At 38.1% G+C, this 18366-nt stretch carries 21 protein-coding genes; 10 read left to right on the top strand and 11 right to left on the bottom strand.

The genetic code is table 11. The features are described from left to right. The first annotated feature begins 18 nt into the window (after positions 1-18). On the top strand, positions 19-375 hold the full coding sequence (locus tag AC2G3J_RS11625) for a hypothetical protein (protein WP_483770003.1): 357 nt from the start codon (positions 19-21) through the stop codon (positions 373-375). A 72-nt stretch (positions 376-447) separates the two neighbouring features. Here the strand turns inward: AC2G3J_RS11625 and AC2G3J_RS11620 are convergent, their stop codons facing one another. Then, on the bottom strand, positions 448-999 hold the full coding sequence (locus AC2G3J_RS11620; protein WP_419330206.1) for a cytochrome b: 552 nt from the start codon (positions 997-999) through the stop codon (positions 448-450). Between the two features lie 224 nt (positions 1000-1223). Here AC2G3J_RS11620 and AC2G3J_RS11615 point away from each other — a divergent pair, with 224 nt between their 5' ends. Further along, positions 1224-1601, top strand: coding sequence for a hypothetical protein (locus AC2G3J_RS11615; protein WP_483770002.1), 378 nt, complete (start codon positions 1224-1226; stop codon positions 1599-1601). Positions 1602-1848: 247 nt separating this feature from the next. After that, entirely contained in the window at positions 1849-2418 is a 570-nt protein-coding gene (gene rnhB / locus AC2G3J_RS11610) for a ribonuclease HII (protein WP_483771076.1), read from the top strand. 79 nt (positions 2419-2497) lie between these two features. On the opposite strand, the gene csrA is transcribed toward rnhB, so the two are convergent. The 5 genes from csrA to AC2G3J_RS11585 all read right to left on the bottom strand — a co-directional run bounded on the left by csrA (position 2498) and on the right by AC2G3J_RS11585 (position 8628). After that, positions 2498-2749, bottom strand: coding sequence for a carbon storage regulator CsrA (gene csrA / locus AC2G3J_RS11605; protein WP_004721174.1), 252 nt, complete (start codon positions 2747-2749; stop codon positions 2498-2500). 242 nt (positions 2750-2991) lie between these two features. Continuing rightward, positions 2992-4272, bottom strand: a complete 1281-nt coding sequence (locus tag AC2G3J_RS11600; protein ID WP_483770001.1) for an aspartate kinase — start codon at positions 4270-4272, stop codon at positions 2992-2994. Between the two features lie 63 nt (positions 4273-4335). Beyond that, positions 4336-7029 carry an alanine--tRNA ligase gene (alaS, locus tag AC2G3J_RS11595; RefSeq protein WP_336953141.1) on the bottom strand — a complete coding sequence of 898 codons (2694 nt, stop codon included), beginning with the start codon at positions 7027-7029 and terminating at the stop codon, positions 4336-4338. A gap of 243 nt (positions 7030-7272) precedes the next feature. Further along, positions 7273-8055, bottom strand: a complete 783-nt coding sequence (locus AC2G3J_RS11590) for a PA3715 family protein (RefSeq protein ID WP_336953140.1) — start codon at positions 8053-8055, stop codon at positions 7273-7275. A gap of 30 nt (positions 8056-8085) precedes the next feature. After that, on the bottom strand, positions 8086-8628 hold the full coding sequence (locus AC2G3J_RS11585; RefSeq protein ID WP_483771075.1) for a PA3715 family protein: 543 nt from the start codon (positions 8626-8628) through the stop codon (positions 8086-8088). 413 nt (positions 8629-9041) lie between these two features. Between AC2G3J_RS11585 and AC2G3J_RS11580 the strand changes: the two genes are divergently transcribed. Both AC2G3J_RS11580 and AC2G3J_RS11575 read left to right on the top strand, forming a co-directional pair. After that, positions 9042-10064, top strand: coding sequence for a type I glyceraldehyde-3-phosphate dehydrogenase (locus AC2G3J_RS11580; protein WP_333666862.1), 1023 nt, complete (start codon positions 9042-9044; stop codon positions 10062-10064). Positions 10065-10147: 83 nt separating this feature from the next. Further along, positions 10148-10444: a hypothetical protein gene (locus tag AC2G3J_RS11575; RefSeq protein ID WP_004721164.1), complete on the top strand. Its 297-nt coding sequence runs from the start codon at positions 10148-10150 to the stop codon at positions 10442-10444. A 50-nt stretch (positions 10445-10494) separates the two neighbouring features. Here AC2G3J_RS11575 and AC2G3J_RS11570 read toward each other — a convergent pair whose 3' ends face one another. Both AC2G3J_RS11570 and AC2G3J_RS11565 read right to left on the bottom strand, forming a co-directional pair. Continuing rightward, positions 10495-10794: a branched-chain amino acid transport AzlD family protein gene (locus tag AC2G3J_RS11570; RefSeq protein WP_262085811.1), complete on the bottom strand. Its 300-nt coding sequence runs from the start codon at positions 10792-10794 to the stop codon at positions 10495-10497. Next, the gene (locus AC2G3J_RS11565; RefSeq protein WP_004721160.1) at positions 10791-11534 is read right to left on the bottom strand and encodes an AzlC family ABC transporter permease; all 744 of its coding nucleotides are present in this window, start codon (positions 11532-11534) and stop codon (positions 10791-10793) included. Before AC2G3J_RS11565 ends, AC2G3J_RS11570 begins: the two co-directional genes overlap by 4 nt. Before the next feature lie 157 nt (positions 11535-11691). Between AC2G3J_RS11565 and AC2G3J_RS11560 the strand changes: the two genes are divergently transcribed. Beyond that, on the top strand, positions 11692-12147 hold the full coding sequence (locus AC2G3J_RS11560; protein WP_034614550.1) for an Lrp/AsnC family transcriptional regulator: 456 nt from the start codon (positions 11692-11694) through the stop codon (positions 12145-12147). On the opposite strand, the gene AC2G3J_RS11555 is transcribed toward AC2G3J_RS11560, so the two are convergent. Both AC2G3J_RS11555 and AC2G3J_RS11550 read right to left on the bottom strand, forming a co-directional pair. After that, on the bottom strand, positions 12133-12717 hold the full coding sequence (locus AC2G3J_RS11555) for an RNA 2'-phosphotransferase (RefSeq protein ID WP_105712858.1): 585 nt from the start codon (positions 12715-12717) through the stop codon (positions 12133-12135). The two genes, AC2G3J_RS11560 and AC2G3J_RS11555, sit on opposite strands and share 15 nt — an antisense overlap. A gap of 36 nt (positions 12718-12753) precedes the next feature. After that, entirely contained in the window at positions 12754-13164 is a 411-nt protein-coding gene (locus AC2G3J_RS11550) for an Lrp/AsnC family transcriptional regulator (protein ID WP_419333958.1), read from the bottom strand. 124 nt (positions 13165-13288) lie between these two features. On the opposite strand from AC2G3J_RS11550, the gene AC2G3J_RS11545 reads away from it, so the two are divergent. Then, positions 13289-13831 carry a cysteine hydrolase family protein gene (locus AC2G3J_RS11545; protein WP_483770000.1) on the top strand — a complete coding sequence of 181 codons (543 nt, stop codon included), beginning with the start codon at positions 13289-13291 and terminating at the stop codon, positions 13829-13831. 71 nt (positions 13832-13902) lie between these two features. Here the strand turns inward: AC2G3J_RS11545 and AC2G3J_RS11540 are convergent, their stop codons facing one another. Further along, a complete protein-coding gene (locus AC2G3J_RS11540; protein ID WP_483769999.1) occupies positions 13903-14412 on the bottom strand; it encodes a hypothetical protein in 510 nt (169 codons plus the stop codon). 316 nt (positions 14413-14728) lie between these two features. On the opposite strand from AC2G3J_RS11540, the gene AC2G3J_RS11535 reads away from it, so the two are divergent. From AC2G3J_RS11535 to AC2G3J_RS11525, 3 genes are all read left to right on the top strand, one after another. Continuing rightward, entirely contained in the window at positions 14729-15895 is a 1167-nt protein-coding gene (locus AC2G3J_RS11535; RefSeq protein WP_483769998.1) for an ATP phosphoribosyltransferase regulatory subunit, read from the top strand. Between the two features lie 70 nt (positions 15896-15965). Next, on the top strand, positions 15966-17285 hold the full coding sequence (locus tag AC2G3J_RS11530) for an adenylosuccinate synthase (protein ID WP_004721148.1): 1320 nt from the start codon (positions 15966-15968) through the stop codon (positions 17283-17285). A 179-nt stretch (positions 17286-17464) separates the two neighbouring features. Then, on the top strand, positions 17465-18256 hold the full coding sequence (locus tag AC2G3J_RS11525; RefSeq protein ID WP_336953126.1) for a M48 family metallopeptidase: 792 nt from the start codon (positions 17465-17467) through the stop codon (positions 18254-18256). Positions 18257-18366: the final 110 nt, after the last annotated feature.

The following is an 18366-nucleotide window of genomic DNA, read 5'->3' as shown; positions in this document are numbered from 1 at the left end:
TTTCATAAGGAAAATAGAATGAAATTTTTAACAACAAGTTTAACCTTATTCATTATTTTACCTGTGACTGTTGCATGTGCAGACTCAAGTACAGAAACGATTACGCATAAGATGTTAAAACCATTAATCGAACAGCAGTGCGCCAGTGAATTGAAAGCTTCAAAAATTTGGCAAGCATCTTCATTTTTATGGACTGCTACACAGCAGCAACATGCACAGCAAAAAGTTTGTGGCTGTGTCAGTGAGAATGCTTTCAATGATATCCCTGCTAAACAGCTGGTTATGGCAACTTTTAATGAAGCTACAAAAAATAAGCTGATTCAACAGGCGGTGATAAATAGTTTAAAAGGTTGTGCAAAAGAAGCATTAAAGTAAAGATCTAGAATTTAAAACATAATAAAAATATAAAAAAGCACACCGTTTGATGTGCTTTTAATTTGTATTTGACTAGCCTTGTCGTGTCATACTTTTCAACACATTGTCTTTATCAATAAAGTGATGTTTGAGCGCAGCGAGAACATGTCCGACAAGAAGTAGGCCAGCAGCCCATGAAATATAAATATGTAAAGGTTTCACAATCGCTGTTAAATCGGGATTATCTTGTACAAGTCTTGGAATCTCAAATAAGTACAGTACAGGCACGGGATGACCAGCACTCCAGCTAAATAAACATCCAGTGATTGGCAATGCCAATAACATGAAATATAAACCTAAATGTCCTAAATGAGCCAAAGTTTTCATTAATGGTGACATTGTTTCAGGTAGTTCAGGCACAGGGTGGGTATATCGCCAAAAGATACGGATAATGACTAAAAAGATAATTACCGATGCAATATTTTTATGTAAGGTGATGACATCACCTTTAAACGGCCCATCGACATCATAGCTTAAAAAATTGCCACTATAAAAACCAATGACCCAAGCGGTAATAAAGATGATTGCCATAATCCAATGCAACCATTGTGCTGTCCTTGTATAGTATTGTGATTTTTGTTGCATGACACAGATTCCAGTTTAATTTAGTGCTTATGATATGGATTTTATTTAAAGAAATCATTTCTAAAAACTCAACGTATTGTTTTAAATTTGCAACGCTTAAAGCAATAATTGTGAAATATTTATCCATTTAGCATCTAATGAGTTGATTATTGAAATAATTAGTTTAATACAAGTATAAGTTTAGGCAAAATACCCTAGCTTTATCTCATAAAAAGGAAAAAATTGTGAAAAATCGTGTTGTCTTGCTTGCTTCAATCGCTTTAGCTCTAACGGCTTGCGCGACCAATGACCCAACAGGTGCTGCAGCAGCGTCAACAACTCAGCAGTTAGGGGGTGTTGCGCTTAAAATCGCGATAAATGCGAAATGTACAACTGAACTGAATAATTTACCTGCTTGGAAGACTGCAACAAAAGTCATGACTACAGATCAGAAAAACAATGTACAAAGTGAAATTTGTGGTTGTGTCAGTGAAAAAGCACCACAAAGTGTCAATACTGTAGATTTGGCAACGGCTGCTTTAGACCCTCAAGCACGTGCAACGATTGTTTCAAACGTTGTGACAAAAACAATCAATGCATGCGTTGCTGAAGCAATGAAATAATTGCATTAAAACCAAAGATATATGAATTTATTGATATAGATTTTTGTATTTTAATAAATTCATGGTCTTAGGGTTGATGCTCTTTTCTTAAAATTAAGTCATTCACTCTAAGCAAAGTATTTTAAATTTTGCTCAGTCCATTGAATTTATGTAGAAAGAAAAAGGTCTAAAATCTGTCATCATCTCAAGGTGATGATGTAAGAACTCAGATAAAATCTATTGAGCTTCTTTTATGATAGGAAAGAAAATGTTAGTTGCTGGTGTAGATGAAGCAGGACGAGGTCCTTTGGTTGGCTCTGTGGTTGCAGCTGCTGTTATTTTAGATCCAAACAATCCAATTCAAGGGTTAAATGACTCTAAAAAATTAACTGAAAAAAAACGTGAAAAGTTGTTTGTTGAAATTCAAGAAAAAGCGATTGCTTGGGCAATTGCTGAAGCAACACATCAAGAAATTGATGAGCTGAATATCTTGCAAGCTTCATTATTGGCAATGAGACGTGCAGTAGAGACCCTTAAAACCATACCTGAACATGTGCTTGTGGATGGAAATAAAGTTCCTAAAGGCTTAAGCATGAGCTGTGATGCGGTCGTAGGAGGGGATGCTCTACATGCTGAGATCAGTGCGGCAAGTATTTTAGCCAAAGTAACACGTGATCATGAAATGGTTGAGTTAGACAAGCAATATCCACAATTTGGTTTTGCAAAACATAAAGGCTATCCAACCAAAGCACACTTTGAAGCCATTGCTGCGCATGGGGTGATTGATCAGCATCGCCGTAGCTATTCGCCAGTCAAAAAAGCACTGGGTCTTGAATAAAACGGATGATGTTTTTTACTGATCAATAAAAATTTAAAGCGGCTTAAAAGCCGCTTTAGTTTCCAAAACCACTATAATCTTAACGATTATAGGTGTTTTGCGAATTATCATCTTCAAAAGAAGGTTGATAATCTTGATCAATATGTTGCAAATGCTCGTGCATAGCACGCTCATGTTGAATACGTTGATAAATTTCTTCGCGATGTACAGAAACTTCTTTGGGGGCATTTACACCAATACGAACTTGGTTGCCTTTAACACCAAGCACAGTAACACTGACTTGATCCCCAATCATCAAAGTTTCTCCGACACGGCGGGTCAGAATCAGCATGTTTATCTCCTTGCTTAAACGCTAAACCTGCGATGAATTTCTAAAAAATAGAAAACACAACTTTAAATAGCACCGATAATTTTAACAGAATAATGTGACAAGTTTTTCATTTTCACATAGCTCTATTGAAATTTCTCTAAAACCTCAAAACTAATATAACAGAGCCACTATAGAAAACACTATAGTGGCTCTGATTTTTTCTTGGTCAAAACAGCGAATAAGTTGCTATATTTGATCAAAAATTACGCACGCGCACTCGATTCGCCATGTTCACGATCTAAACCGAAAGCTGTGTGTAGTGAACGAACAGCAAGTTCTAAGTAATTTTCTTCAATAATCACAGAAATTTTAATTTCCGAAGTTGAGATCATTAAGATATTGATACCTTCATCTGCAAGTGCAGTAAACATTTTACTTGCAACACCTGCATGAGAACGCATACCTACACCGACAATCGAAACTTTGACAATATCATCACGTGTAGCAACTTCACGTGCACCAATCGCTGTAGCAGTTTCTTCTAAGATTGCTTTGGCTTTTTTAAGCTCACTACGATTCACTGTAAAGGTAAAGTCAGTAGTACCGTCTTCTTCAACGTTTTGGATGATCATATCCACTTCAACGTTTGCAGAACCAATAGGTGATAAGATTTTAGACGCAATACCTGGTTCATCAGGTACACCTAAAATTGTTAATTTAGCTTCGTCACGGTTAAATGCGATACCAGAAATAATTGGCTGTTCCATATTGTCTTCCGCTTCAGTAGTGATTAGTGTTCCGACATTGTTTTTGAAATCTTCGTCGAATGCGCCATCATTGTCATTATCAAAACTTGATAATACGCGTAAAGGCACTTGGTATTTTCCTGCAAATTCAACAGAACGAATCTGCAATACTTTAGAACCGAGAGATGCCATTTCAAGCATTTCTTCAAATGAAATACGATCAACTTTTTTCGCTTTAGGTGCAACACGAGGATCAGTGGTATAAACCCCATCCACATCTGTGTAAATCTGACATTCATCTGCTTTTAATGCCGCAGCAAGTGCAACACCAGAAGTATCAGAACCGCCACGGCCTAAAGTTGTTGTATTACCATCAATGTCGAAACCTTGGAAGCCTGCAACAACAATGACACGACCTGCATCCAAATGATTTGTCATCACATCTGTATCAATAGATTCGATACGGGCTTTGGTAAACGCGCTGTCAGTTTTGATACCAACTTGGCGACCTGTGAGTGACTTAGCTTCAACATCAATTGAATTGAGCGCCATTGCTAACATTGAAATCGTTACCTGTTCACCCGTAGAAACCATTTGGTCTAGTTCACGAGGATCAGGGGTTTCGGTAATGGCTTTCGCTAAAGCCAATAAGCGGTTTGTTTCACCACTCATTGCGGATACAACCACTACGACCTTGTGGCCGTGGTCATGCCAACGCTTTACACGACGAGCAACATTTAAAATGCGCTCGGGAGTACCCATAGAAGTACCGCCATATTTTTGAACGATTAATGCCATAGTTGTTCCATATAAGCCATGACCCTAATCGGCATTAGGGTCAGTTACACAAAAGGTGAAGTATTATTTTTGAGCAAGCCAAGCAGTTAAATCTGCCATTACTTGTTCAAACTTCTCGTTTAGTGGCGCGCCACCTTGTGCTAAGTCAGGTTTACCACCACCTTTACCACCCAACTCAGTAGCTAAGTGTTTGATGATGTCACCCGCTTTTAGATTTGCAGTAAAATCTTTAGCTACAGAAGCGATAAGGCTAACTTTTTCACCCTCTACAGCTGCAAGCACAATCACTGCATTATCTAATTTTGATTTGACACTGTCATGAAGATGGCGAACAGACTTCGCATCTTGTCCCTGAACTGTGGCAATAAGTGTTTGGCGACCTGAAATTTCTGTCACTTGATTGATTAAATCAGAGGCTTGGAAGTTCGCCAATTTTTGATTCAATTGCTCGATATGTTTTTGCAATTGATGTGCTGTTTCTAGAGTTGATTGAACTTTTTCAACTGTTTGATCTTTCTGTGCTTTTAATAAGTCATTGATATGCAAAATGTCTGCATCAAATTTTTGAACAATTTCAAGCGCTTTGGTACCTGTGACAGCTTCAATACGACGAACACCTGCTGCAACACCACTTTCAGAGGTGATTTTAAACAGACCAATATCGCCAGTGCGTTTAACATGGATACCACCACAAAGTTCGATAGAGAAATTTTTCTCATCTTTGATTGAGCCCATAGAAAGTACACGAACTTCATCACCATATTTTTCACCGAACAACATCATTGCGCCTTTTTCTTTAGCGGCATCGATGTCTAAAAGTTCAGTAGAAACGGCGGTGTTTGCAATCACTTCACGGTTTACAATACGTTCAACCTGTTGAATTTGTTCAAATGTCACAGGTTGGTCATTGGCAAAATCAAAACGTAAAATGTCAGAAGCGACCAACGAACCTTTTTGTTGTACGTGCTCGCCCAATACTTGACGTAAAGCGGCATGTAAAAGGTGAGTTGCAGAGTGGTTGCGTGCAGTAGCTTCACGAAGATCGGCTTTTACAATTGCTTCAACATTTTGAGTCGCTTTTAAGCTTCCCATTGTCACGATGCCTTGGTGGACAAACGCGCCGCCAGATTTTTTAGTATCTTGAACTTCAAAAATACCCGTATCGTTTTTGAACACACCTGTATCACCAATTTGACCACCGCTTTCTGCATAGAATGGTGTTTGGTTCAATACGATCAGTGCTTCGTCGCCTTCAGCAATTTCATCAACTTGTACGCCATCTTTGTAGATCGCAATAATTTGACCTTGACCTTGAGTTGCTTCATAGCCATCAAATTGAGTATCGCTATCTACTTTCACAATACTGTTATAGTCAACAGCAAACTTGCCTGCATCACGTGCACGTTGGCGTTGTGCTGCCATTTCAACTTCAAAACCTGCTTCGTCAATTTCCAGTTCGCGTTCACGTGCGATATCTGCAGTTAAATCAGCAGGGAAGCCATAAGTGTCGTAAAGTTTAAAGACTGTTTCGCCTGGAATGGTTTTACCCTTAAGATTGGCTAATTCACCTTCAAGCAGTTTTAATCCTTGTTCAAGCGTTTTCGCAAACAATTCTTCTTCACGAACCAAAGCAGCTTCAATCACATTACGACGTTGTTCAAGCTCAGGATAAGCAGTGCCCATGGCATCGATTAATGGTTGTAACATTTTGTAGAAGAATGTACCCGTTGCGCCCATTTTATTACCGTGACGTACTGCACGACGGATAATACGACGCAATACATAACCACGACCTTCATTTGAAGGATTAACGCCATCTGCGATCAGGAAGCAACATGAACGGGCATGGTCTGCAACTACTTTAAGTGAAGCAGGGTATTCAATTGGTTTATTGTTTGCTTGTGCAGTTGCAACCGCTTCAGATGTATCAACACCAATAATTTCAGCAGCAGATTTTAATAAATTTTGGAACAGGTCAATTTCATAGTTTGAATTGACATGCTGTAAAACAGCAGAAATACGTTCCAAGCCCATGCCTGTATCTACAGATGGTGCAGGAAGATTATGCAGTACGCCATCAGCAGTACGGTTAAACTGCATGAAAACGTTGTTCCAGATTTCAATGAAACGGTCACCATCTTCCTCAGGTGTACCCGGTAAGCCACCCCAAATATGATCGCCATGGTCAAAGAAAATTTCAGAACAAGGACCACACGGACCAGTATCACCCATTGCCCAAAAGTTATCAGAAGCGTATTTTTCGCCTTTATTGTCACCAATACGGATAATACGATCTGCAGCTAAGCCAATTTCCTTGTTCCAAATGTCAAAAGCTTCATCATCTGTATGATAAACAGTGGCATATAATTTATCTTTAGGTAGTGCCAACCATTCTTCACCCGTAAGGAAATCCCAAGCGAAACGAATCGCGTCACGCTTAAAGTAATCACCAAAAGAGAAGTTACCTAACATTTCAAAGAATGTATGGTGACGTGCTGTATAACCGACATTATCTAAGTCGTTGTGCTTACCGCCTGCACGGACACATTTTTGCGACGTCGTTGCGCGAACATAGTCACGTTTTTCTAATCCAAGGAAACAGTCCTTAAACTGGTTCATCCCTGCGTTGGTAAAAAGCAGAGTAGGGTCATTGGCAGGTACAAGTGAACTTGACGCGACACGTGTATGTCCTTGCGATTCAAAGTAGCGCAAAAATGCTTCACGTATTTCAGCAGTTGTCATAAAACGAGTACTCACAACCAAGTCACTCCTTAATTTTCGTATTGGCTAAAAGTGCGTTGCTGAGTCTGATTTTTGCGCTCAGTCACCACACGGGCTTATTTTTAAAAACGCCAAAGTATAACGGAAAATGTAGTGTCCACCAATGATTTTAAGGTGAATTATTGGTATTTCTATACATTTTCAACTTTCGTCTGGAGTAAATTTTGGTTGTATAAATTTAAAACTTAGCCACTTTACCATTATCGTATTTAAGCTTGCTTAAAAAGGGTCAATTCCCAGTAGATCATTATGCTGTAATTTATATTCTTGACCATTAAATTTAATGGTCTGTTGTTGTTTATATTGTTTTTTTACAGATTTGCATGTCTGATAGTTGGTTTTCGTTTGGTCTTTGATTTCTTTTAATACAATATCTTGTAAACCATGTGTGGTTTTGTTGGAAAGCACTAAAATACGTCTTACATCTGAACTGGTATTATTTCCTATACAATTTCCAATTCTTTCATAGCCACTATCATTTGTTCCAATACCCGCAAAAACTTGTTTAATTGGTTGGCGAGGATTAACTTTAAATAAAGCAAGATTATTATGGCTATAGGTAAAACCACCTTCATGTGAGGATGAGGTCTCTAAGCCGATCACATCTGTATTCGGCAAGGTTGAAAATCTTGTGTTGTGGAGTTTTGCTCCATCATAATGATCTGCATCTGAATAAAAAGTTTCTGGGGCTTTATACTTTTGCAGAATTTTATGCTGAGAAGAGTCAATTAAATATAAATTTAGATCATGCTCCATATCATCATAAGATTTATAATTAATCGGTTGGCTAATGGCAACCAATTGAATTCTTTGTGTACTGTCCAAATTGATACAGCTTTTATATGTTTTAGCTTCAGTCTTTGCAAAACTTGGGTTGGTTAGTTTAAATTTTTGAATTAAAGAATCTTGTAATTGTTCTGAACAAGCTTGATAAGGTGCTGCAAAACTATTTCCAGTAATCAAAAGCAGTGCAGCGTTCAATACAATTTGTAATGTTTTCATGCGCTCATCTCTAAAAAGTTCAAAATACAATTAAATTCCAAAGTCTAAAAAATTAACATGTTCAAAATGATATTTTTTCCCATCAAATTTCATGATATGGCGTTGCTTTTTGACAATACGCTGGGTACTACAGTTTTTTTCGTTAAGTGTTATACGCTCTGTTTTTTCCGTTAATTGAATATCTGCTAAACCATGACTGTTCTGTTTTAAGGGGTGAAGTAAAATTTGAGTCTCAGTTTGTGCATTATTTTCACATAGAGACGGTCTTTCGCCAGCTGAGTAATTCGTCATAAATTTATCTAAAACCAATTGCATTTGTTGATTGCTGATTTTGAATAACTTTATTTCACTTATTGTATAGTCAATTCTACCTAAATGCCCATAGGTTAAGGCCAATCCAATAACATGAGTATGGGGAGTTTTAGAGTAAGGATTGATATCAAATTTTAAATTTTCAAACTGATGGTTATCTGAAGAAATCTTCATGGGATAATGATAGTGATTTAGAATTTTTTCAGATGCGTTGTCAATCAAATAAAGATTTAAGTCGTAATCTGCATACCCAGACGGCATATGAAGTGGTTGACTAATTGCGATCAATTGCCGATTTTGATCCAGCTTTATACAGCGCTCAAATGTTGGATAGCGTGTATCTCTCTGTTCAGGGGAAATCAATTTAAGTTTATCAATCAATTGCAGAGTCTGTGTTTCGCTGCATCGTGAATAATTATTTTGAATATTCTTCTGTTGGGCATAACTGAAAGGAAGAAATATAAAAATACATATCGCAATACAGCAAAAATAAAATAGGCGCCGCATAAATGTCATTGTGAGCAAAGATGAATACATTTTTTTAGCCAATGATGTTTTAAATTCTATTGTTTTCGAATTTTTTCTTGCTAAAGTCAGCTATATATTAACAGTAGTGATCATAAATCTTATACCATATAACTGATTATGGTAATTTGGCTGTAAAAGGACAACTGATGCAACGTGTGGCAATAAACGGATTCGGGCGAATTGGACGGAATGTATTACGCGCTTGGTTTGAAAATCCGAAAAACTTCCATTTTGAAATTGTTGCCATTAACGATATTGCAGATGTTGAAACGCTGGTTCATTTATTTAAATATGATACTACACATGGTCGCTTTGACGGTGCGGTGAATATCGTTCAAGAAAATGGACAGCTTTATATGTTGATTGACGCACGGCAAATTAAACAGAAAGTTCAAATTTTAAGACAAGCCAATCCTGAATTATTGCCTTGGGAAGCGCTTAACATTGATGTTGTTTTAGAATGTACAGGGCTGTTTCGTTCAAGAGCCGCTGCAACACAACATATAACAGCTGGTGCAAAACGCGTCATTATCGGTGCTGCACCTTTTGATACTGTTGATGCTGCCATTGTTTATGGGGTAAATCATCATGATGTTAAAGCTAGTGATCAAATTATTTCGGGTGTGTCATGTACCACACAAGCTTTAGTCCCTTTGGTCAAAATTATTGATGATGCATTTGGAATTGACAGCGCATTAATGACTGAAATTCATGCGGTCACAGCAGATCAATCTGTACTGGATCATGCACATCGAGATTTACGCCGCGCACGTGCCTCAGGACAAAATATTATTCCAACTACATCTTCTGCTTTGGGTGCATTAAAACAAGTCATGCCCAAAATGGAAAACCGTATTGATGGTTTTTCAATCCGTGTACCAACAATTAATGTTGCCGCCATTGATTTAACATTTATTGCTAAAGCGCCTGTAACAGCTCATTTAATTAACCAAACCTTAATTCAAGCAGCAAAATATGATTATGCTGAGATTATGTCTGTTACAGATGAGCAATTGGTTTCAAGTGACTTTAATCATTCACCTTATTCACTGATTGTTGATCTGACTCAAACTATGGTCGTGGGTCAACAGGCGAAAGTGTTTGCTTGGTATGATAACGAATGGGGCTATGCAAATCGCTTGTTAGATTTGTGTGAATCATTTTATTAATCTAATATTTATCACTTAAAAATAACTTTAATGACTTGAGTTTAATCAAGACGAAGATTGACATGTTTTGTTGGGGGGGAATGATGTTTTTCATATATTTGGTTATTGTGATTCTTTATCTGGCCATGATGTTTGTGATTTGGCAAATGGGAAAGTTAAAGAAAGAAAACCTTGAATGGCTTAAGCATGTGCAGAATCATGAGCAACAGATCCATGCACAAGAGCAACATCTCAAACAAACCTTACAAATTATGCAAGATTTGGCTAAAAAAATGCATGTACAGCAGGAAGTTTTAGACAATACCTCAACACGTTTGACTCAAGTTGAGTTTCAAAATGCTGAATTAATTAAAATATTACAGCAAAATTCAAAACCTTAATTGAGGTTTTGAATTGCATCAAGTCAGGAGTGACAGGCTATTGAGAACGTTTAAAGCATAAAGTATCTCAAAATCCCTGTTGCAATGATACTGATCAGTACAGTGGGTAATAATGAAAAATAACAAGCTGCGAATAGTGTGATGATAATTGCAATCAAGTTGGCTGGTTGATCTGTAACAAAGTAGGGTGCAATCACTGATATCAAAACACAGCCGGGGATAACCTGTAAAATTCGCGTGGTTCTTTTGCTGAGATGTCTATTCTTTAACAGTAAATAGCCTAAAATTCGAGTTAAGTAGGTTGTTAATCCCACACAAACAATGGCGATGAATGTCGTCATATGAATCATTCTTCATCTCCAATCAGTAAAAAAGCAGCGATAATTCCTGAAATAGAACCAATCAATACATACCAGCCTTTGGGTAGATAATAATAGGCCAGTGCAGCGGCAATCAGACTAATCAACCAAGGCAGTGCGGGTTTAAAGCCTTTCCACATTCCGCGTAAAAGCACCAGAAAAACTGCGGGGAATGCCATGTCAAAACCAAACTTTGTGACATCACCAAGGAAAGAACCAATGCCGACTCCCATAGTGGTAAAAACCACCCACATAACATATAACGCAAAACAAAGGCCGATATAAAAAAACACACTAAATCCTGCATAGGGATTGCGAGGGTTTTGTTTGTGTGAATCCGTAATGCTAAGGGCCCAACTCTCATCACACATAAAAAATAATAATGGAAGGGCTTTACGATTGGGCAAATGTCGAATATAGGGTGCTAAACTTGCACCCATTAAAATATGGCGGCTGTTGACCAGAAAAGTGATCAGAATTAAAAACAACAATTGAGGTGGCTGCGTCCAGACTTCAATAATGGCGAACTCAGAACCACCAGCAAAATTGAGTCCTGTTAACAATGGAACTTCTAAGGCAGAAAATCCTTTTTGCGCTGCTTGCGTTCCTAAAACCAGTGCAAAAGGGATAATACCCAGTAGCATTGGAATAGAGGTTTTAAGCCCACGTACAAACTCTCTAAATTCAATTGAATAGGTCAGTTCAGTCGTAGCGTTCTTAAAACTTAACATGAGTCGCTCAATGGTCGGTAAAACAAGATGATTTTTATTTTATGCCAGTTGATTCGCTATATTTCGCTAAAATTGCTGCCTGTAAAATAATTTTTGCAATATTATTGCTGGAATATGTTATTTTTTGGTTTTATCTACTAGAAATAATTTTATGAAATTGGATCAGATAGATCGGCGTATTCTGTGTGCATTACAACGTAATGGAAAACTACAAAATAATGAATTGGCAGAACAGATAGGTTTATCCGCTTCACCTTGTTTAAGACGAGTAAAGCAACTGGAGGATGAGGGGATCATTGACCAATATGTTGCATTGGTCAATCCACACAAAGTAGATCTTAGTTTGACAGTCTTTGCACGAATTTGGTTAAAGAGTCAGGATGAACAAGCGGTCAATCGATTTATCGAAAGCATTATGAATATTTCTGAAATTGTTGAATGTCAACTTATGGCAGGAGATTGTGATTTTTTCTTACGTATTGTGGTTTCTGATTTAGAGGCATATCGTAAATTTCAAATTAATCATTTAAATAAAATTCCAGGGATCCAGAATGTCAAAACTGAAATCCCTTTACAGAAGATTAAACAGACCACAGCCTTACCGCTGGATTAGTTTTTTTGATTCGCTTTCGAATAACTTTAAATATTTTATCGGCACTTGTTCAGTCAACCAAACCCCATTTTCAGCACAATAAAATTGGAAACCATCTTGATGCATCTGTTTGGTGTCTAGGATGAAAATGATGACTTTGCCATGTCGTTGTCCCACTTTCTGGGCTGTGACTAAATCAGCAGATAAATGCACGTGATGACGTTCACCTGAAATTAAGCCTTTTTCTAAAATACTGTCGACAAAGCGAGTTGCTGTTCCATGAAAAAGTGTATCGGGTGGCGTAATAGCAACATACTCACGTTGAACCTGAGCACTAGAGTGACCTTGTACTGCGCGGATTTTGTTTTGATCAGGTGAAAGTTGGAAGCGTTTTTTATCACTGCTTTCAACGACCTCAATCAACTCTACGAGTTTAAGTGGTCTTCTGTGTTTGATCATTTGCTGTAAAAGGATGTGTACATCCGTCCAGCCTTCAGAATCGAGTTGGATTGCAATGGTTTCTGGTTGATGTCGAAGTACTAAACTTAGAAATTTACTATGTTCGCGTAATGTTTTTTCTGAAGATTTCATTTGTTATTCTTACATGATATGGGTTTGGATATAAAATTAAGGCTGAGTTTCAATTGCTCTTACGACACTATCTACTGAATATTGTCCCCATTCAGAGAGTTGCTCGATAAATAGATTGATTGCATGACTATCAAAATGCGCAACCAGCATATAGCAAGCGGAACCACAGACTTTATAGCAACTTTCAATTGACTCAAATTGAGCGATAAATGCTTCAAACTGTTCAAATTCATTAGTCTGCATCATCACACGTATAAATTGTGTAGATTGATGCTGTAGCGTAATCGTATATTTCTGAATTGTGCCTTCATCTTGCATTCGCGCAATGCGACTTCCTACAGCTTGGCCTGTACGGTGTACTAATTTTCCGATCTCTTTATTGCTTAACCGAGAATCAGTTTTTAGTATTTTTAAAATTTTGAGGTCAATTGGGTCATTTGGCAACATAGTGAATTGAACAAATTTTCAGTTTGAAAGTTTCTAATCGATTATTCTTTCATGAGTGACTGCAAATCGCCAGTTGTTTTGATTAATCTTATAAAAACATCAACACAAGGGTTAGGGAAACACCATGAGTCAAACAGCATTATTAGTGATAGATGTACAAAACGATTATTTTCCTCAAGGGAAGATGGAGTTGTTCTGTGCGGAACAGGCTTTAAAACATATCAATCGATTGGAAGATCTATTTATAAAGCGTGAGCAGCCGATTATTTATATTCAGCATATTGCCAATCAACCCAATGCTACATTTTTTGAAGCAGGAACGCAGGGTGTAGCACTACATTCGGGTTTACGTGTTAAGATCGATTCAATTGTGATTGAAAAACATTATCCCAATAGCTTTTTTCAAACCACTTTAAAAGCAGAATTAGAGCGACTGAATGTTGATAAATTGGTGATTAGTGGCATGATGACGCATATGTGTGTTGATGCGACGTCACGTGCAGCGGCAGAATTTGCTTATCAACCGACGATCATTGCAGACGCTACAGCGACGCATCAATTGAGCTATTCAGGCAGAACAGTTGAAGCAGAAGATGTACAAACAGCCTGTTTGTCAGCCTTTCAAATGTTTTCACAAGTAGTCAGTATCGAGGACTATTTAAAATAGCTGAAAGAGTCAAAATAACAGGGAAGTACAGCGATTCGATTTTGTACTTCCCTTTAAATCTGAATAAAAATTTATGCTTGGTTTAAGAAACCTTCTTTGATTTTTTCAGGTAAACCTGTATGCCACCATGTATAAATGGAAGATTTTATTTCGTCATCTTGTTCAGGATCATTGAAAGGTTCATCATCTTCACGAATCAACTCATCGCCTTCAAATTTAAACCAGAATTCCCACGGGTCATCATCCCCACAACCCCAAGCCAGAGTGTGAATTTCAGGGAGTAATGCTTTTAAGAAAAGTAGGATTGCTTCGATAAACTCATCACCCGAAGAACCATGCACAAAATGGGCAACTGAATAGCCTGCAATAGTGTGTAATGATTCAGGACCCAAATCAAACTCAATATTGTCAACTGTATTTAAAAGATCTTCTGCAAGTTCTTGCCCCAATTGTGAATTGAGCTCAACTGCAACAGCAATAAATTTGTCTTGTTCACCGCGATGCTCTTGAAATAAACGGCCTAGCTTTTGCATGATTTCCGTATTTGGATGCGTGTAATATAAGTTGCTATGTAGTTCCATACTTCCCCAGTTTTTAGTATTTCAGTTGCTTTAAATAGATGCTGTTTTTCTAAACGAATAAATTATATTTTCAACAACGCAAATAGCAATCAACACTTGTGTGAAAAGTTAAATAAATACAAAGAATTGAAGTGGGGTAATGTGTAATAGATAGTTTTTTGCCTAAATTATGCATAAGTGGTCAAATTATCTAGGCATCAAAAGTTATTTTATTAATGCATGGCGCAGATGATCGTGCTAAAATAAGAGAAATCGGGTGTGTTCCCGATTTTTTTATGCGGATTACTTCCGCGCTGACAGGATTTAGGTTTACAACATGCCCATTTCAGAGACATGGTTATTACCTGATGGTGTAGCTGATGTATTACCAGAGCAAGCGCAAGTAATTGAAAAATTGCGCCGTAAAGCTTTAGATTTCCTCGCATCACGAGGTTATCAGCTGGTGTATACGCCATTCATCGAATACATCGAATCTCTTTCTTCTCTCTCCGAATCGAATCAAGATTTAGACTTAGCCACTTTTAAAGTCATCGACCAACTTTCAGGTCGTTTACTTGGTGTGCGTGCCGATATGACACCACAAGTGGCTCGTATTGATGCCCATGTACATCAAGTACAAGGTGTGGCGCGTTACTGCTATGCAGGAACTGTACTTCATACTAAACCACAAGGTTTTAATACCACGCGTGCACCACTTCAGTTAGGTGCAGAGTTATTTGGTTCAGACAGTATTGACGCAGACGTTGAAATGATCGATGTGATGCTCAATCTGCTTAATACCGCGGGTTTAGCTGATGGTATCCATCTTGATTTAGGGCATGTAGGACTGTTTAGAAGTCTGGTAAAACATGTGGGTTTAAACAAATCAACAGAAAGCCATTTATCTGATTTGTATCAGCGCAAAGCACTACCAGAACTTGCTGAATTCACTCAAAATTTAGAATTTGGTTCTGATTTTTATGCTTTAGGTCGTTATGCAAGTGATCTGGATGCATTGCAAGCGAATATTAGCGCAGAAATTTTTGCTGATGAAGCATTTAAAAATGCTTTTGAGGTACTTAAAACAACATATACAGAAATTCAAGCACGTTGGCCAAAACTCAATATTGGTATCGATGTTGTAGAGCTTCGTTCGTACCATTACCACACTGGGTTAATGTATGCCGTGTATGCACCAAACCGTGCTGCACCGTTGGCACAAGGTGGTCGTTATGATGGTATTGGTGAACACTTTGGACGCGCGCGTCCTGCAACAGGCTTTTCTTGTGACTTGTATTCCTTAAGTGCGGGTCAACGTCAACAGATTGAAAAAGTGGTTGCACCGAAAGGTACCGAATCCACTTTGCTGGATGCGATTGCCGTAGCACGTCAACAAGGTTTAAGTGTAATTCAGTTATTGGGTAATGACGATTTAAACTCAGTTCCAAATGCAACCCACCAGATGGTGAATGTTGCCGGTGAGTGGAAAATCGAAACAATTTAAGTATCAGATTGAATGTTCATGTCATTCGATTTGGTTTTCTATTTTAACAGCATGATGTAATGAGGCTATTATGGGCAAAAGTGTTGTGGTACTCGGTACCCAATGGGGCGACGAAGGTAAAGGTAAAATCGTTGACCTGCTCACAGATCAAGCAGCTGCGGTAGTACGTTATCAAGGCGGACATAACGCAGGGCATACGCTCGTCGTTGGTGGTAAGAAAACAGTTCTTCACCTCATTCCATCAGGTATTTTACGTGAAAACGTACTTTGCTTAATTGGCAATGGTGTTGTACTTTCACCTGAAGCATTGATCAAAGAGATGGATATTCTTGAGAAAGAAGGCGTACCCGTTCGTGAACGTCTGCGTATTTCTCCAAACTGTCCGTTGATTCTTCCTCACCATATTGCACTTGATCAAGCGCGTGAGAAGAAACGTGGTAATGCCAAAATCGGTACAACGGGTCGTGGTATTGGTCCTGCTTATGAAGATAAAGTAGCCCGTCGTGCGATCCGTGTTGCGGATTTAGTTCGTGGTGGCGAACATCTTAAAGCACAGCTTGAAGAGCTTCTTGAATATCATAACTTCCAATTGACTCAATTCTTCGGTGTTGAAGCAGTTAAAGTTGAAGATGTATTGGCACTTTGTGATCAATGGCGCGAAGTGGTTAAGCCATTAGTTTTAGATGTGATTACAACATTGCATGACTATCGTAAAGATGGTGCAAACATCATGTTTGAAGGTGCGCAAGGCTCACTTCTTGATGTCGATCATGGTACATACCCATATGTAACTTCATCGAATACTACCGCTGGTGGGGTAAGTTCAGGTTCAGGTCTTGGTCCATTGCATCTTGACTATGTTTTGGGAATTACCAAAGCCTATACAACTCGTGTAGGTGCAGGTCCATTCCCAACTGAGCTTGTTTATGATGCTGCCAATGATGTTGGTGATGCAGTTGGTAAACATTTGGGTACTGTGGGTTCAGAATTCGGTGCGTCGACTGGTCGTCAGCGTCGTTGTGGTTGGTTTGATGCTGAAATCTTACGTCGTTCTGTAGATGTAAACTCATTATCAGGTATTTGCTTAACTAAACTTGATGTTTTAGATGGTTTGGAAGAAGTGAAAATCTGTATCGGTTATGAAGCTGCAGATTCAGGTTGTGTGGGTTCTACAGATGCGCTTGCATTTGAAACATTAAAACCAATTTATGAAACTATGCCTGGTTGGTCTGAGTCTACGTTTGGTGCCAAATCATTGGATCAATTGCCACAAAACGCAATTAATTATGTAAAACGTATTGAACAGTTGATTGAATGTCCTATCGACATCATTTCAACGGGTCCAGATCGTGATGAAACAATTGTGATGCGTCATCCATTTGATGCTTAATTGATTCAATCTTTAAAAAGCTCCTACGGGAGCTTTTTTTATTGTTATTGTTTTTAGGTGTTTTAAATAAAGTGTGATTATATTTTGATTTTTTTTGTAAAATACAACATAATTCAGCCGCTAAGAGCTGAGCTTCGTTTTGAAGCTTGCAATAAGATCTATGAAATTTGGTGAAAATAATGATTAACAAGAAACTATTACTTGGATTAGGGTTGGCTATAGGCTTAACAGGTTGTACAACTGTTGCTGAATTAACGGGTAATGATTCTGCGACGCTAAACCTCAATGCAGCAGCAGATTATAAACTTCTTGTAGATGATGCAAGGGCACAAAAAGCACTTGATACAACATCTGCAACATATAAACGAGTCAATGCTGTTTTCTTAAAGATGAAACCTTTTGCTGATCAAGCAAATCAAACTGGTCAAAAATTTGACTGGCAATTGAGTGTACTTAAATCAAATGAACTCAATGCATTTGTAATGCCTGGCGGTAAGGTTGTATTCTTTACAGGTATTGTCAATCAATTGAAACTGACTGATGCTGAAATTGCTGCCATTATGGGACATGAAATGACCCATGCCTTAGAGGAGCATTCTAAACGTGGTGCTGGTGCAACGGCAATTACTGACTTTGCTGTGAAAATGGGCAAAACCTATGCAGGCGATAAATTGGGTTCAGTCGGCACTCAAGCTTTAGACATCGGGAGTAAATATGGTGTAGGTCTGCCATATTCACGTAGTTTAGAATCATCTGCTGACCGTGGTGGATTAATGCTTATGGCGAAAGCTGGCTATAATCCTGAAGCGGCAATCAGTGTTTGGCAAAAAATGAACAAGATTGATGGCGGCAGTAATAATGGTGTACAGAAGTTCACTTCAACACATCCATCAAATAACGACCGTATATCAGATTTAAACAAAAACATGGTTGAAGCAAAGCAAATCTATCAATCTGTTGTTAAAAAGTAATTTGATCGCAGAGTGTTCAGCCCGATGTAAATCGGGCTTTTTATTTAAAGCTAAAAAAGACTAAAGTCGATATCAATCAGGCTAGGTTTTCAAGCTTAGCTTGTTAAAAT

This window comes from Acinetobacter legionensis, assembly GCF_057165765.1.
This window is presented reverse-complemented; position numbering and strand designations above follow the sequence as displayed.

Coding starts and splice junctions, on each gene's coding strand:
- AC2G3J_RS11625 (WP_483770003.1), top strand. CDS start 19: ATGAAATTTTTAACAACAAGTTTAACCTTATTCATTATTTTACCTGTG.
- AC2G3J_RS11620 (WP_419330206.1), bottom strand. CDS start 999: ATGCAACAAAAATCACAATACTATACAAGGACAGCACAATGGTTGCAT.
- rnhB (WP_483771076.1), top strand. CDS start 1,849: ATGTTAGTTGCTGGTGTAGATGAAGCAGGACGAGGTCCTTTGGTTGGC.
- csrA (WP_004721174.1), bottom strand. CDS start 2,749: ATGCTGATTCTGACCCGCCGTGTCGGAGAAACTTTGATGATTGGGGAT.
- AC2G3J_RS11600 (WP_483770001.1), bottom strand. CDS start 4,272: ATGGCATTAATCGTTCAAAAATATGGCGGTACTTCTATGGGTACTCCC.
- AC2G3J_RS11590 (WP_336953140.1), bottom strand. CDS start 8,055: ATGAAAACATTACAAATTGTATTGAACGCTGCACTGCTTTTGATTACT.
- AC2G3J_RS11585 (WP_483771075.1), bottom strand. CDS start 8,628: ATGCCGTCTGGGTATGCAGATTACGACTTAAATCTTTATTTGATTGAC.
- AC2G3J_RS11580 (WP_333666862.1), top strand. CDS start 9,042: ATGCAACGTGTGGCAATAAACGGATTCGGGCGAATTGGACGGAATGTA.
- AC2G3J_RS11575 (WP_004721164.1), top strand. CDS start 10,148: ATGTTTTTCATATATTTGGTTATTGTGATTCTTTATCTGGCCATGATG.
- AC2G3J_RS11570 (WP_262085811.1), bottom strand. CDS start 10,794: ATGATTCATATGACGACATTCATCGCCATTGTTTGTGTGGGATTAACA.
- AC2G3J_RS11565 (WP_004721160.1), bottom strand. CDS start 11,534: ATGTTAAGTTTTAAGAACGCTACGACTGAACTGACCTATTCAATTGAA.
- AC2G3J_RS11555 (WP_105712858.1), bottom strand. CDS start 12,717: ATGAAATCTTCAGAAAAAACATTACGCGAACATAGTAAATTTCTAAGT.
- AC2G3J_RS11550 (WP_419333958.1), bottom strand. CDS start 13,164: ATGTTGCCAAATGACCCAATTGACCTCAAAATTTTAAAAATACTAAAA.
- AC2G3J_RS11545 (WP_483770000.1), top strand. CDS start 13,289: ATGAGTCAAACAGCATTATTAGTGATAGATGTACAAAACGATTATTTT.
- AC2G3J_RS11540 (WP_483769999.1), bottom strand. CDS start 14,412: ATGGAACTACATAGCAACTTATATTACACGCATCCAAATACGGAAATC.
- AC2G3J_RS11535 (WP_483769998.1), top strand. CDS start 14,729: ATGCCCATTTCAGAGACATGGTTATTACCTGATGGTGTAGCTGATGTA.
- AC2G3J_RS11530 (WP_004721148.1), top strand. CDS start 15,966: ATGGGCAAAAGTGTTGTGGTACTCGGTACCCAATGGGGCGACGAAGGT.
- AC2G3J_RS11525 (WP_336953126.1), top strand. CDS start 17,465: ATGATTAACAAGAAACTATTACTTGGATTAGGGTTGGCTATAGGCTTA.